Annotated in this window: 15 protein-coding genes; 5 read left to right on the top strand and 10 right to left on the bottom strand. The window is 68.8% G+C overall.

All coding sequences use genetic code 11. From position 1 onward, the window contains the following. Positions 1-159: 159 nt before the first annotated feature. Positions 160-1755, bottom strand: a complete 1596-nt coding sequence (locus VFF46_RS30070) for a diacylglycerol kinase family protein (RefSeq protein ID WP_325040605.1) — start codon at positions 1753-1755, stop codon at positions 160-162. Between the two features lie 93 nt (positions 1756-1848). On the opposite strand from VFF46_RS30070, the gene serS reads away from it, so the two are divergent. Both serS and VFF46_RS30060 read left to right on the top strand, forming a co-directional pair. Next, on the top strand, positions 1849-3123 hold the full coding sequence (serS, locus tag VFF46_RS30065; RefSeq protein WP_325040604.1) for a serine--tRNA ligase: 1275 nt from the start codon (positions 1849-1851) through the stop codon (positions 3121-3123). Further along, a complete protein-coding gene (locus tag VFF46_RS30060; protein WP_325040603.1) occupies positions 3120-3908 on the top strand; it encodes an HAD family hydrolase in 789 nt (262 codons plus the stop codon). The genes serS and VFF46_RS30060 overlap by 4 nt, the downstream gene beginning before the upstream one ends. A gap of 186 nt (positions 3909-4094) precedes the next feature. Here VFF46_RS30060 and VFF46_RS30055 read toward each other — a convergent pair whose 3' ends face one another. Continuing rightward, a complete protein-coding gene (locus VFF46_RS30055) occupies positions 4095-4601 on the bottom strand; it encodes a WhiB family transcriptional regulator (RefSeq protein WP_325040602.1) in 507 nt (168 codons plus the stop codon). A gap of 621 nt (positions 4602-5222) precedes the next feature. On the opposite strand from VFF46_RS30055, the gene VFF46_RS30050 reads away from it, so the two are divergent. Further along, the gene (locus VFF46_RS30050) at positions 5223-6032 is read left to right on the top strand and encodes an HAD family hydrolase (RefSeq protein ID WP_325040601.1); all 810 of its coding nucleotides are present in this window, start codon (positions 5223-5225) and stop codon (positions 6030-6032) included. A gap of 5 nt (positions 6033-6037) precedes the next feature. Here the strand turns inward: VFF46_RS30050 and VFF46_RS30045 are convergent, their stop codons facing one another. Together VFF46_RS30045 and VFF46_RS30040 are read right to left on the bottom strand one after the other, a co-directional pair. Next, complete coding sequence (locus VFF46_RS30045) at positions 6038-6646, bottom strand: bacterial proteasome activator family protein (protein ID WP_325040600.1); 609 nt, start codon at positions 6644-6646, stop codon at positions 6038-6040. A gap of 9 nt (positions 6647-6655) precedes the next feature. Further along, positions 6656-7192: a CGNR zinc finger domain-containing protein gene (locus VFF46_RS30040; RefSeq protein WP_325040599.1), complete on the bottom strand. Its 537-nt coding sequence runs from the start codon at positions 7190-7192 to the stop codon at positions 6656-6658. Positions 7193-7217: 25 nt separating this feature from the next. On the opposite strand from VFF46_RS30040, the gene VFF46_RS30035 reads away from it, so the two are divergent. After that, positions 7218-7388: a hypothetical protein gene (locus VFF46_RS30035; protein ID WP_325040598.1), complete on the top strand. Its 171-nt coding sequence runs from the start codon at positions 7218-7220 to the stop codon at positions 7386-7388. Between the two features lie 151 nt (positions 7389-7539). Here the strand turns inward: VFF46_RS30035 and VFF46_RS30030 are convergent, their stop codons facing one another. Further along, positions 7540-8121 (bottom strand): PadR family transcriptional regulator, encoded by a 582-nt coding sequence (locus VFF46_RS30030; RefSeq protein ID WP_325040597.1) that lies wholly within the window; start codon positions 8119-8121, stop codon positions 7540-7542. Positions 8122-8155: 34 nt separating this feature from the next. Continuing rightward, entirely contained in the window at positions 8156-8728 is a 573-nt protein-coding gene (locus VFF46_RS30025) for a TetR/AcrR family transcriptional regulator (RefSeq protein WP_325040596.1), read from the bottom strand. Between the two features lie 73 nt (positions 8729-8801). Between VFF46_RS30025 and VFF46_RS30020 the strand changes: the two genes are divergently transcribed. Further along, complete coding sequence (locus tag VFF46_RS30020; RefSeq protein WP_325040595.1) at positions 8802-9218, top strand: VOC family protein; 417 nt, start codon at positions 8802-8804, stop codon at positions 9216-9218. Here the strand turns inward: VFF46_RS30020 and VFF46_RS30015 are convergent. Genes VFF46_RS30015 through VFF46_RS30000 form a run of 4 tightly spaced genes read right to left on the bottom strand, consistent with a single transcriptional unit; the run spans position 9208 to position 12254 of the window. Further along, a complete protein-coding gene (locus tag VFF46_RS30015; RefSeq protein WP_325040594.1) occupies positions 9208-10185 on the bottom strand; it encodes an NAD(P)H-quinone oxidoreductase in 978 nt (325 codons plus the stop codon). The genes VFF46_RS30020 and VFF46_RS30015 overlap by 11 nt on opposite strands. A gap of 10 nt (positions 10186-10195) precedes the next feature. Next, positions 10196-11056 (bottom strand): aminoglycoside phosphotransferase family protein, encoded by an 861-nt coding sequence (locus tag VFF46_RS30010; RefSeq protein ID WP_325040593.1) that lies wholly within the window; start codon positions 11054-11056, stop codon positions 10196-10198. Between the two features lie 33 nt (positions 11057-11089). Further along, the gene (mobA, locus tag VFF46_RS30005) at positions 11090-11647 is read right to left on the bottom strand and encodes a molybdenum cofactor guanylyltransferase (RefSeq protein WP_325040592.1); all 558 of its coding nucleotides are present in this window, start codon (positions 11645-11647) and stop codon (positions 11090-11092) included. A 16-nt stretch (positions 11648-11663) separates the two neighbouring features. Next, positions 11664-12254 carry a MerR family transcriptional regulator gene (locus tag VFF46_RS30000; RefSeq protein WP_325040591.1) on the bottom strand — a complete coding sequence of 197 codons (591 nt, stop codon included), beginning with the start codon at positions 12252-12254 and terminating at the stop codon, positions 11664-11666. Positions 12255-12324: the final 70 nt, after the last annotated feature.

Below are 12324 nucleotides of genomic sequence, written 5' to 3'. Positions count from 1 at the left end.
GCGGTGGACGTGGAGGTTGGCAGCGGGAGGTGGTGGAGGGTGTGAACGTGGTGCCGCGTGGAGGTGGTGGCCCCAGCGTGCTTCGCAGGTGTTCCTCGGCGCGGAGCACGGCGACGAAGGAGCCGCGCGTAGCACCGCGGGGGGGGAAGCGCAGTCCCTCTACCGCCGTTTCGGTACGCGGGCGGTGAGGGCGCCCGGTTCGATCTCGGTGGATAGGTAGCGGCCGGGGCCGATGGGGTCGCCGTCTAGTTGGCGTTGGACGTCGACGGCGGCGTGGATCTCTACCTTGCGGCCGGTGTAGCGCTCCAGGTACATGTCGCTGCGGTTCGTCCGCGTGAGGAGCCGCCAGAGCACGATCGGCCATTGGGTGACCCGGCGTGGTGCGAGCACCACGACGTCGAGGAGGCCGTCGTCGGGGCGGGCGTCGGGGAGCAGCGGGATGTTTGCCTGGAGCATGCCGACGTTGCCGATGACCACGGTGCGGACCCGGCGCTCGATCGGTTCGGCGTCGTCGATGGTGATCTGCACGCGGACCGAGGGGTGGTTCACGTTCTTCGCGGCCGACACGAGGTACGCCGTCCAGCCGATCTGCTTCTTCAGGTGCGGCGGCGCGTCGGACATGATCGCCGCGTCCAGCCCGAGCCCGGCCATCACGGCGTACCGGTCGTTCTCCAGTTCGTCGCCGTGCACCGCGACCAGGTCGATGCGGCGGTCGCGGCCCTCGAGGATCCGTTCCAGCGCGTCGTCGAGGTCGAGCGGGATGTGCAGGTTGCGGGCGAGCAGGTTCCCGGTGCCGGCCGGGATCACGCCGACCGGGATGCCGGTGTGCGCGAGCGCCGAGCAGACCACCCGGACCGTACCGTCGCCGCCGGCCACCAGGACCAGGTCCGACTCGTACTCGATCGCCTGCTTCGCCATCGCGCTGCCGGCGTCGTCCTCGCGGGTCTCCAGCCACAGCGGGTCCTCGTACCCGCGGACCGCGAGCGCGCGCGTCACCTTCCGGCGGAACGCGACGCCGTCGCCGACCTTGATCGGGTTCACGATGACGGCCGCCCGCGGCGGGGCCGTCGTACCGTCGCCGTCGGAGGCCGTACGCCGCCTGCGCCGTCGCAGACCGGGCCGCAGTCCGAAGCCGATCGACGTCGCGGTCAGGATCGCCAGCCCGAGCGCCCAGGCGCCGAGTACGTCGGACACGTAGTGCACGTCCAGCGCGATCCGGTCCGCGGACACGATCCAGACCACCGCGATCACCGGCAGCAGCACCAGCAGCCGGAACCGCCGCCGCCAGCCGCGTACCGACGGCAGCACGACGCCCAGCGCGCCGGCCATCACGAACGCGGCCGTCGCGTGTCCTGAGACGTACGAGAACCCCGTCGTCTCGACCAGCATCCCGGCGGGGCGTGCCCGCTCGAAGACCGTCTTCACGACCTGGACCAGTACCAGCTCCGCCACCGCGTTCGTGAGCAGCCAGATGGTCAGGAACCGGGCCCGCCGCTGCCAGAGGTACGCCGCGACCACTGCGATCACGATCCGCATGGTCCAGGGCACGGCGACCGTGCTGATCAGCTGCCAGAAGTCGAGCAGCCCCTCGTGCGCGGCGCCGTACGCCGAGGCACGCGCCGCGACCGACTGGTCCCAGCGCGCGAGCGGCGGCCACTGCCCGAACACCAGCAGCGTGATCACCGTGAACGGCAGGGCACCCAGCACGACCGTGAGCGCGCGGCCGACCGCGGTACTGGGTGGGTGGTGGTTCATCGGCCGCTCGGTTCCCCCTCGATGATGGCTGTTGCCAGCCCATCATCCCGAATACACTTCGCCGGTTCAGACACGCCCCGATACCCTCAGGGTGTGATTGACGCGAAACTGCTCCGTGAGAACCCTGATGTCGTGCGCGCCGCCCTCACCAAGCGCGGCGAGAGTACGGACGTGGTCGACCAGATCCTGGTCGCCGACAGTGAGCGTCGATCGTCCATCTCCGCCTTCGAGGCGCTCCGGGCCGAGCAGAAGGCGCTCGGCAAGCAGGTCGCCCAGGCCAAGGGCGACGAGCGGGCCGCGCTGCTGGAGCGCACCAAGACGCTGGCCGCCGAGGTGAAGGCCCATGAGGCCGCCGCGAACGAGGCCGGCAGCCGGTACGACGAGCTCGCCGCCGCGCTGCCGAACCTGGTCTCCGACGAGGCCCCCGTCGGCGGCGAGGACGACTTCGTCGTGGTCGAGGAGGTCGGCAAGCCGCGGGACTTCGCCGCCGAGGGCTTCGAGCCTCGCGACCACCTCGAGCTGGGCGAGCTGCTCGGCGCGATCGACATGGAGCGCGGCGCCAAGATCTCGGGCAGCAGGTTCTACTTCCTCAAGGGCGCCGGGATGCTGCTCCAGCTCGGCATGCTGCAGCTGGCCATCCAGCAAGCGGTCGAGAACGGCTTCACCCCGATGATCACGCCGACGCTGGTCAAGCCCGAGGTGATGGGCGGGACCGGCTACCTGTCGGCGCACGACGACGTCTACCGGCTGGAGGACCCCGAGCTGTACCTCACCGGTACGTCGGAGGTCGCGCTCGCCGGGTACCACATGGACGAGATCCTGGACCTGGCCGACGGCCCGATCCGGTACGCCGGATGGTCGTCCTGCTACCGCAAGGAAGCCGGCTCGCACGGGAAGGACACCCGCGGGATCATCCGTGTCCACCAGTTCGACAAGGTCGAGATGTTCTCCTACTGCACGCTCGAGGACGCGGCCGCCGAGCACCTGCGGCTGCTGGCCTGGGAGCGGGAGATGCTCGACAAGATGGAGCTGAGCTACCGGGTGATCGACACCGCCACCGGTGACCTCGGCGTCTCGGCGTACCGGAAGTTCGACTGCGAGGCGTGGGTGCCGACGCAGGGCCGGTACCGCGAGCTGACCTCGACGTCGAACTGCACGGACTTCCAGGCCCGCCGGCTGAACATCCGGCACCGCGACGCCGACGGCAAGACGCAGCCGGTCGCCACGCTGAACGGCACGCTCGCCACCACCCGCTGGATCGTCGCGATCCTGGAGACGCACCAGCTGGCCGACGGGTCGGTCCGGGTCCCGACCGCGCTGCAGCCGTACGTCGGCGGTCGTGAGGTCCTCGAGCCGGTCGCTAAATGACCGAACGACCCACAGTAGTTGCCCTGGACATCGATGGCACGCTGATCGACCACGACAACGCGTTGTCGCCCGCGGTTCTGGACGCGGTACGACGGGCCGCCGCGCAGGTGCCCGTCGTACTGGCGACCGGTCGCGCGTGGTCGACGACCAGGCCGATCGCGGAACGCCTGGGACTGCCGGCCGGCGGATTCGTTGTCTGTAGCAACGGTGCGCGGACCATGCGGTACCCGGACGGCGTGGTCGTCGACGAGCGGACCTTCGACCCGGCGACGGTGATCGCGTCGGTGCGCAGGTACGCGCCGAACGCGCGGATGGCGGTCGAGGACAGCGACGGCAGCTACCTGGTCACCGCACCGTTCCCGGACGGCGACCTCGGCGTGGGTGCGCGGTTCCGGGTGGTGCGCGACGACGAGCTCGCGCCGCAGCCGGTGACCAGGTTGATCATCCGCGACCCGGAGCAGTCCGAGAACGACTTCGTCCAGCTGGCGGAACGGCTCGGCCTGCACGGGGTCAGCTACTTCGTCGGCTGGACCGCGTGGCTCGACATCGCACCGGAGGGTGTGGACAAGTCCACGGGTCTCAAGGTCGCGCTCGCACAGCTGGACCTTGAGCCGTCCGGCCTGCTGGCGATCGGTGACGGGCGCAACGACATCGAGATGCTCACGTACGCCGGTCTCGGCGTCGCGATGGGGTCCGCCCCCGAAGAGGTCAAGCTGGCCGCCGACGAGGTCACCAAGTCGGTCCAGGACGACGGCGTCGCCGCCGTACTCAACCGCTGGTTCTGAGTCAAGTCCTTTCGGTCCCAACCGAAATCTTGACAGTTGGCAAGATAAAGGCCCGGAAACCCTGTAATTACAGGATTTCCGGGCCTCAAGCCTCAACCTCTCTTCTTCTTTCCTTGTCTTTGAACCCAAGAAGAAAGAAGAGGTAGGAGGTTTCCTGATAGTCAGCTGGCGGGTCGGCTATCAGGTTCAGGCGACTCGCGTGCTGCCCGTCCGGCGCGGCTGGTGCTGCTCGACGACCGTGTCGAACGCGTCCAGCACCGCGCTGACCTGCGGCCGGGGCCGCGGGGTCTTGGCGGCCGGGCTCTGACCGCGACGCGCGCGCCGCAGGTGCCGCTTCACCGTCGACAGCGAGCAACCGAGCCGCATCGCCAGCGACTCGAGGCTGTCGTTCGGGTACTGGGTGCGCAGCCGCAGGACTTCTTCGTGGCTCACCGGCCGGCGCGTCCCCCGCGCGCCGGCAAGCTGGTCGAAGTCGTCGGCCTGCACCTCGACGTCGAGCAGGTTCCGGATCGAACGCCGTTGTGCAGCAGTGGTTCCGGCGACGAAACCGCTCACGTCGTGCTCCGCGACCGCGCTGTACAGGCAGTCGGTGAAGAGCGGGCAGGAGGCGCACAGCGCCTTCGCTTCGCGGACGAGCTGTTCGTACCGCTCGCGGGTACGGCGGGTTGCGGATGCAGGCGGCGGCTCTTCCATCAGGCGGTGCTGAAAGACATCGGAACGGGCGATACAGCCGGTCATTGCCCCTTCCCTGTTGGAAGATGTGTCGACAGCCGCTCGAGAGCTACTGCCCCCCGGCCCCGCTAGGTTGGCGCTGTTGACGGTCATCAAGGCTCCCCAAGTATCAAGACCCGAATGAACGAACGGTGAACGACGTTCGCTCGCACGGCTCCACTAGCTGGTGGACCCGCACTTTGTTGCCGGCCCACCGTGTCGTCCCGGGCGTGGGACGCACCGATCCATAACTCTTGACGTCACTGCCGCGGTTTTGGTTGCAGCCAATTCCGCAACAGTTGTTCGACGTTTGTGTGTGCTTCCGGAGGTGGGGCGGCATCAGTCGCGCTGATCCAGAACACGCATACGACGCGGCCGAACAGCCCCCGGTTCCCCACCAGACCTCCGCATGAAATCACGCGCCCACCGTGCGATGCAGGGGAACTTGCTGCCTTTGCAGCATCCTGCCGTAACGGTCTGATGACGTTGTCAAAAGCTCAATCAGAAAAGTCAAAAAGGTCTCAATCCGGGCCTCGACCGCTTGCGCCCGGCGTACTGAGAAGGGTAATGCGGGACCGGGTCGCCCGGCGCTACGGTGACCCTGTGACGGCTTCGCACCAACCCCGCCTGATAGCCACCGATCTCGACGGAACGCTTGTCCGCAGTGACGGAACGGTGTCCGAACGCACCCGCGCCGCGGTGCTCGCGGCACAGGCCGCCGGAAGTGTTTTCGTGATGGTCACCGCCCGGCCACCTCGCTGGCTGCACGACCTGTCGTACCTGGTCGGTGAGCACGGCGTCGCGATTGTTGCCAACGGCGCCATTCTGTACGACGTCCCGCAGCGTAAGGCGATCCGTACCCGGCTGATCGACCCGGCGGTCGGACTGGAGGTCGCGCAGGCGATCCGGGCCGCGATCCCGGACGTACAGTTCGCCATCGAGCGACCGAACCGCTACGGACAGGAACCGGTCTACCTGAACCGCTGGCCGCAACCCGACGACACGTTGGTCGCGAGCGTCGAGGTACTGCTCGCCGAGCCGGCCGCGAAACTGTTGGTGCGGCATCCGAGTCTGCACTCCGACGACCTGCTCGCACTGGTGAATCCGTTGGTCGGCCAACGAGTGACCGCCAGTCACAGTGGAGGTCACGGTTTGGTGGAGATTTCCGCCACCGGGGTCAGTAAGGCCGCGATGCTGGCCGATTTCGCCGCCACACAAGGGATCTCGGCTGCTGAGACGATCGCCTTCGGTGACTCGGTCAACGACCTGCCGATGCTCGCGTGGGCCGGTACGTCGTACGGCGTCGCGAACGCGCACCCCGACGTACTCGCGGTGGTGGACCGGATCGCCCCGGCAAACGACGAGGACGGCGTCGCCGCCGTCCTCGAGGAGTTCTTCCAGCCGTCGAACTAAGAGGGTTACAGGTACATCCCGCCGCTGCCCGGGCCGTTGGTGTTGCCGGCCTGCGGTGAGTCCGGGAACTGTCCGTCGGGGGGCAGCTGCTGCCCGCCGGGAAGGGCCCGGCGCATCTGCTCCAGCTGCTGCCGCGCGGCCATCTGCTGCGCGAACAACGCGGTCTGGATGCCATGGAACAGGCCCTCGAGCCAGCCCACCAGCTGCGCCTGCGCGATCCGCAGCTCGGCGTCGGTGGGCGTGCTGTCGTCGGTGAAGTCGAGGCTGAGCCGCTCCAGTTCCTCGACCAGCTCCGGCGCCAGGCCGCTCTCCAGCTCCTTGATCGACGCCTCGTGGATCGACCGCAGCCGCGCCCGGGAGGCCTCGTCGAGCGGCGCCGACTTCACCTCTTCCAGCAACTGCCGGATCATGTTGGCGACCCGCATCACCTTGGCCGGCTGTTCGACCAGCTCGGTCACCGAACGCGGCTCGTCGTCGTGCTCGTCGTTGTCCTTGTCGGAGCGCGGCGGACCCTCGACGGCCATGCCGTCCGGCCCGACGATCAGCACCTTGCCGTCTTCGGTCCGCGCCCCGGCCATCGGAACTCCCTGGCCTTCGCTGCTGCTCTCGCTCATTACCCCATCCTAGGCGCCGGTCGAACGGGCGCGATGGCGGCGTACGGCGCCCCGATTCGCGCAGGCGGGGCTGCAGTAGCGCTGGCGGCCGGTGCGGGACAGGTCGGCGTACACGTTGTCGCAGCCCTCGGTTGCGCACCGGCCGAGGCGGGTGATGCCGCGGCCGGCCAGATGCAGCGCCGTACCGGTGCTGATCAGGGTCGCGACCAGTCGCCCGACCGGGACGTGGTCGGGCCGGTAGTGCATGTGCCAGCCGTCGCCGGCATGGTTCGTGAGCCGCGGGTGCTCGGTGTACTTCGCCAGCATCGCGTTCACCAGGTCGACCCGGGTCTGCTCGTCCGCGGCGTCCACCACGTGCAGCCACTCGTCGAGCGCCGTGCGTACGGCGGCCAGGTCCGCGGCGGTCACTTGTCGCTCGCGCACCAGCCGGCTCTCGACGCCACTCTCCTCGCAGCGCTCGGCCAACTCCTCGGGCGTATGTGCCGGCCGGGTGGCCAGGTTCACCGCGAGCAGGACCGCGTCCGCGCCGTAAGGGTTGAGATGCATAATGCCATTACATCACGATGGATCCATGACAGACATCCACCGGCACCGCTGGAGCGTGGTCTCCAGCCATCAGGTCAGCGAAGGGCTGGTGGTGTACCAGCGGTGCGCCTGTGGCCAATGGCGCATCACCAGCACACCGCCGTACCCCGTCGCCTACCCCGAGGTCGCCCTGTTCGACGCGGCCGACCATCGGTAGCTGGGATCGGGTCAGCAACCATCGAGCAGCAGGCTGACCGCGGCGAGCTACTCCTCTGGGCGTCATAGTTGTGCACGGCAACCATCTGCCCGACCTCCTGCAGCGCGCGCGTGGCCCAGGTCGTTGCCGTCGACAAGTACTTCGTCGAGGATCATGAGCGTGCCTCGTGCTCGTCCGGCGCATACGTCTGCGGCTTGTTCTGCTGCACGGCCCGCGGTGTGCCGCGGTGGCGTAACAGCATCCCCTCGCAGTGGTCGAGCCAGCGGATCTCGGCCTCGGCGCCGAAGATCATCGACTCGATCACGAGCTGCCAGGAGATCTCGCCCTCGGTGCTGTTCCGCTTCAGCCGGGTCAGCTCCTGCAGCGACTGCATGGTCGACATCCGCTGCCCCTGGACCACGGCGCTGACGTCCACGCCCGGCACCGCGAGGGCGAGCGCGAGCTTGATCGCCAGTTCGTCGCGGGGTCGTGACTCCCGGGTCACCGGCGTCGCGAACCACTTCGCCAGCTCGGAGCGGCCGGCGTCGGTGATCTCGTACGTCGACCGTCCGTCGCCGTCGCTGGACGCGGCCCGGACCAGTCCGTCGCGCTCGAGGCGGGTGAGCGTGGTGTAGACCTGCCCGATGTTCAGCGGCCAGGTCGCCCCGGTGGCGGCCTCGAACTCGCCGCGCAGCTGGTACCCGTACTTCGGCTCGTCCTGGAGCAGCGCCAGCAATCCGTGCTTGATCGACATGGATACCGAGTATGCATACCGGGTATGCGAGTCGTCAATCCTGCCGGTTCAGGCGGCGGACCAGGTGCTCGGTGATCGCGTGTACGTCGTACGGCCGGCCGGTGCCCGGGGTCAGCAGGTCGAGCATCAGGCCGTCGATCGCGAAATGCAGCAGCCGGATCTCCTCGGCGCCGCCCGGCAGACCGGCGTGCGCGTTGAACGCGACGTCTGCGTCGAACCCCTGCCGCAGCGTGCGGGCCAGGATCTCGCGCAGCCCGGGCCGCCGGGCCGCCTCCAGGCGGAGCTCGAACAGCGCGAGCGTGAGCTCCGGGCGCGCGAGCAGCCGCTCGACGATGTAGTGCACGTAGTCGACTGCGAGCTCGATCCCCGGCTCGCGTTGCGCCAGCGGCTCGAGGACGGCCTCGTCGGGGGTGAGGCGCTCGAAGATCCGCTCGCCGAGCGCGCCGAGCAGGGCGTCACGGGACTTGAAGTAGTTGGACGCCGTACCGGCCGGGAGTCCGGCGGCGGCGTCGACGGCGCGATGGGTGAGGCCGCGGGCGCCTTGGGCGGCGAGTACGTCGAGGCCGGCGTCGGCCAGCTGGGTGCGGCGTTCCGGGTTCCGGGGCATGTTGACAGGCTAGCAGGATTTCCACTACAACTGTTGTGCATAACAGCAACAGCTGTAGTACTTAGGAGAACGTATGCAACCCGCAGCATTCGGCGCGGCCGTGGTCACCGACCGGCCCGCGGACGTCGCCGCCTTCTACACGCAGTACCTCGACCTGCAGGTCGGGATCGATCTCGGCTGGTTCGTCACGGTGCGCCGCGGGACGGCGGACTGGGAGCTCGCGATCATGGAGCGCGGGCATCCGACGATCCCGGCGGCCGTGTCGGCGCTGCCCGAGACCGGCAATGTGTTCGGCTTCGTCGTCGACGACGCGGACAAGGTCGCCGACGCCCTCCGCGAAGGCGGCGTACGGCTGGAAGGCGAACCGGTGACCGAGCCCTTCGGTCAACGGCACTTCTTCGTCCGCGACCCGGCCGGCACGTGGATCGACGTCATCCAGCTCGTCGAACCCGACCCGGAATGGGTCAAGGCCAACCTGCCTACAGGGTGAGCAGGACCTTGCCGAGGTGGTTGGAATCCTCGAGGGCCTGGTGGGCCTTGGCGACCTCGGCGAGCGGGAAGGTGGAGTGCACGATCGGGCGGACCTTCTTCTCCACGATCAGCGGCCAGACGTGGCCGACCACCTCGGCGATGATCCGGCCCTTGTCCGCGACCGAGCGGAACCGCAGCCCGGTCGCGATCACCGAACCGCGGCGGCTCAGCAGCCGGCCGAGGTCCAGCTCGCCCTTGACGCCGCCCTGCATACCGATCACCACCAGCCGTCCGTCGAACGCGAGCGCCTTGACGTTGTCGGTCAGGTACTTCGCGCCGATGATGTCGAGGATCACGTCCGCCCCGGCGCCCTTGGTGGCCTCGTCGACCACCGAGGCCCACTCGGCTTCCTTGTAGTTGATCGCGACGTCCGCCCCGAGCCGGGTGCAGAACTCCATCTTCTCGGCGCTGCCGACCGTGGTCAGCACCCGGGCGCCGTGCGCGACGCCGAGCTGGATCGCCATCGTCCCGATCCCCGACGAGCCGCCGTGCACGAGCAGCGTCTCGCCGGCCTTCAGGTGCGCGGTCATGAAGACGTTGGACCAGACCGTCGCCACGACCTCGGGCAGCGCGGCCGCGCTCACCAGGTCGAGACCGTCCGGCACCGGCATCACCTGCGGCGCGGGGACGGCGACCTTCTCGGCGTACCCGCCGCCGGCCAGCAGCGCGCAGCACTCGTCACCGACCGACCAGCCCTCGACCTCGGCGCCGACCGCGGCGATCCGGCCGGACACCTCGAGCCCGATCGTGCCCGGCGCGCCGGGCGGCGGTGGGTAGAAGCCCTGGCGCTGCATGAGGTCGGCCCGGTTCACGCCGGCCGCGACGACGTCGATCACGACCTCGTCGGCAGCCGGTTCCGGGTCCGGGATCTCGCCGATCCCGAGAACGTCGATTCCGCCGACCCCATCACACACGACAGCTCGCATGCGGCCCAACCTACCTCCCGACCAACGTCTCCATGTCCTGGGCGATGCTGTCGAGATAGGTGGTCTCGCCGATCGACTTGAACCAGTCCCAGAGCTCGAGGGAGTGGTAGAGCCGGTAGAGGTCGACGCGGTCCTGCGGTACGTCGCCGTACCCGTCCGCGAGCCCGGCGAGCTTGTCCGGGTTGTCGTGCGCGGAGTACTGGATCGTCTTCGCGAGGTCGACGAGCGGGTCGGCGGCGATCGCGTTCTCGACGTCGATGAAACCGTTGATCCGCCAGGTCGCCGGGTCCACGAGGATGTTGCCTTCGTGAAAGTCGTTGTGGCACAGGACGGCAGCCGTGTTCGCCGCGAACAGGTGCTGGTGGCGCTCTACGTGGTCCGCGATCTTCCCGTGCAGCTCCGGGTCGCCTTTCAGCTCTTCGAACTCGTGCAGCTTCTTCGCGAACTGGCCGCGCATGTACCGGTCGTTGTCCGGCAGCGGGTCGAGGATCCGATCGGTCAGGTAGCCGTACTCCGGTTGCCCGATGCGGTGGATCTTCCGGAGCAGCTCACCCAGCTGTGCGTACGTCGTACGCCAGTCGGCCGGTTCTGTCTGCGAGAGCGGTACGCCGTCGAGCTTGCTGAGGATCGTGACGCCGTCGCCGACGTGCAGCACCTTCGGCACCTGCCCGCCGACCTCGGGCTCGAGCATTCCGTAGACGTGGACTTCCTTGGCTTGTTTCCAGCGCCATTCCGGCGCGTAGACCTTCACGATCACCGGGGCGTCCGCGGTCTGCACCTCGTACACGGTGCTCAGCTGACCGCCGGTACGTTCGGTGATCGTGCCGGCCTTGACGTGGAGTGCGTCCTCGACCAGTCGTGCGACGTCCATGCAGTTGAACCTACGGACGCCGTCCAGCGGTTTTCAGTCGTCCAGGTCGGCCCAGGTGTCGACGTCGTCGCCGGCGCGGGTCGGCTCGGTCCAGGCCAGGTCGAGGCCGGCTAGGGTACGCCGTACCGACTTGTCCCGCGGATCGCCTACTGCAGCGATCTTGGCGGCCAAGGCGGTACGGCGGTACGCCGCGGCGAGCTGCTGCTCCTGGCCGGAGGTGTCACGCAGGCCGAACCCGTCGCGCAGGCCGAACCCGTCGTGCTCGTTGAGCCCGTCGACCAGCTTCTGTACGTCGGCCGCGGTGATCCACGGCAGGTCGCAGCTGACCACGACGACGACCGGGGCCACGCCGTACGCCAGTCCGGCGGCCAACCCCGCCACCGGCCCCCCGGAGGGCGGGTCCTCCAGGGTCCAGCTCACCTCCCGGCACGCAGTACGCACCGGCCCGACCACCACGGTCGACGCAGCGGCCGCCGTCGCCGTCAGCACCCGGTCCAGCAACGACACCCCGTCCAGCACGAGCATTGCCTTGTCCACGCCCCCGAACCGCGTGGACCCACCCCCGGCCAACACCAACGCGTCGAACTCCACCCCCGCAGTCTCCCACCTACCCGTCGGCCGGGAGCAGGCTCTCGCGGGCTTGGCGCATGCGTTCGCGTTCCTCGGGCGTCAGGGCTTCCATCGCCTGCTGACGGCGGGCGGACAGTGCTTCGAGTTCCTCCGGGGAGAGGTTCTCGGTGAGTCGGCGGCGAGTCTCCGCCATCGCCTGGAATTCCTCGTGAGTCAGTGTGCGGTTCATAGCTGTCGTCACCTCGATGAGTTCGATGAGTGTTTGTGCGGACGGCTCGTGAGCGCTCTCGAGCCCGTCCAGTACGCCGAGCAACTTGTCCCGGACCTGCGTCGCCGCCACGAGCTGCTCCTCGACCACCTCGAGCTGGGCACGGATCAGCGCGCGCGGATCCGTCAGCTCGCCGTCGAGGACCTGCCCGATCTCCGCCAGCGACAACCCGAACCCCCGCAACGCCACGATCCGGTGCAGCCGCCGTACGTCGGCCGCGTCGTACTGCCGATGCCCGGACGTAGTCCGCCATCCCGGCCGCAGCAGTCCGATCTCGTCGTAGTGGTGCAGGGTCCGGACGCTGAGGCCCGTCGCCTCGGCCAGCGCGCCGACCCGCCAGGTCCTGTTCTCGGTGTCCATGTGTTCGACCGTAGGTCCTCCCGCTACGGGAGGTTCAAGTTCTGTCGCTTCGGGTTCTGCGGCACCATGG

Source organism: Kribbella sp., assembly GCF_035655035.1.
Lineage (GTDB): Bacteria > Actinomycetota > Actinomycetes > Propionibacteriales > Kribbellaceae > Kribbella.
The sequence above is the reverse complement of the archived record's forward strand: the minus strand, read 5'-3'. Positions and strand labels throughout refer to the sequence as shown.

Excerpts from the sequence above, each read along its gene's own strand:
- VFF46_RS30045 (WP_325040600.1), bottom strand. The coding sequence starts at position 6,646 with ATGAGCGAGAGCAGCAGCGAAGGCCAGGGAGTTCCGATGGCCGGGGCG.
- VFF46_RS30020 (WP_325040595.1), top strand. The coding sequence starts at position 8,802 with ATGCAACCCGCAGCATTCGGCGCGGCCGTGGTCACCGACCGGCCCGCG.
- VFF46_RS30060 (WP_325040603.1), top strand. The coding sequence starts at position 3,120 with ATGACCGAACGACCCACAGTAGTTGCCCTGGACATCGATGGCACGCTG.
- VFF46_RS30000 (WP_325040591.1), bottom strand. The coding sequence starts at position 12,254 with ATGGACACCGAGAACAGGACCTGGCGGGTCGGCGCGCTGGCCGAGGCG.
- VFF46_RS30040 (WP_325040599.1), bottom strand. The coding sequence starts at position 7,192 with ATGCATCTCAACCCTTACGGCGCGGACGCGGTCCTGCTCGCGGTGAAC.
- VFF46_RS30070 (WP_325040605.1), bottom strand. The coding sequence starts at position 1,755 with ATGAACCACCACCCACCCAGTACCGCGGTCGGCCGCGCGCTCACGGTC.
- VFF46_RS30010 (WP_325040593.1), bottom strand. The coding sequence starts at position 11,056 with ATGGACGTCGCACGACTGGTCGAGGACGCACTCCACGTCAAGGCCGGC.
- VFF46_RS30015 (WP_325040594.1), bottom strand. The coding sequence starts at position 10,185 with ATGCGAGCTGTCGTGTGTGATGGGGTCGGCGGAATCGACGTTCTCGGG.
- VFF46_RS30055 (WP_325040602.1), bottom strand. The coding sequence starts at position 4,601 with ATGGAAGAGCCGCCGCCTGCATCCGCAACCCGCCGTACCCGCGAGCGG.
- VFF46_RS30025 (WP_325040596.1), bottom strand. The coding sequence starts at position 8,728 with ATGCCCCGGAACCCGGAACGCCGCACCCAGCTGGCCGACGCCGGCCTC.
- VFF46_RS30035 (WP_325040598.1), top strand. The coding sequence starts at position 7,218 with ATGACAGACATCCACCGGCACCGCTGGAGCGTGGTCTCCAGCCATCAG.
- VFF46_RS30030 (WP_325040597.1), bottom strand. The coding sequence starts at position 8,121 with ATGTCGATCAAGCACGGATTGCTGGCGCTGCTCCAGGACGAGCCGAAG.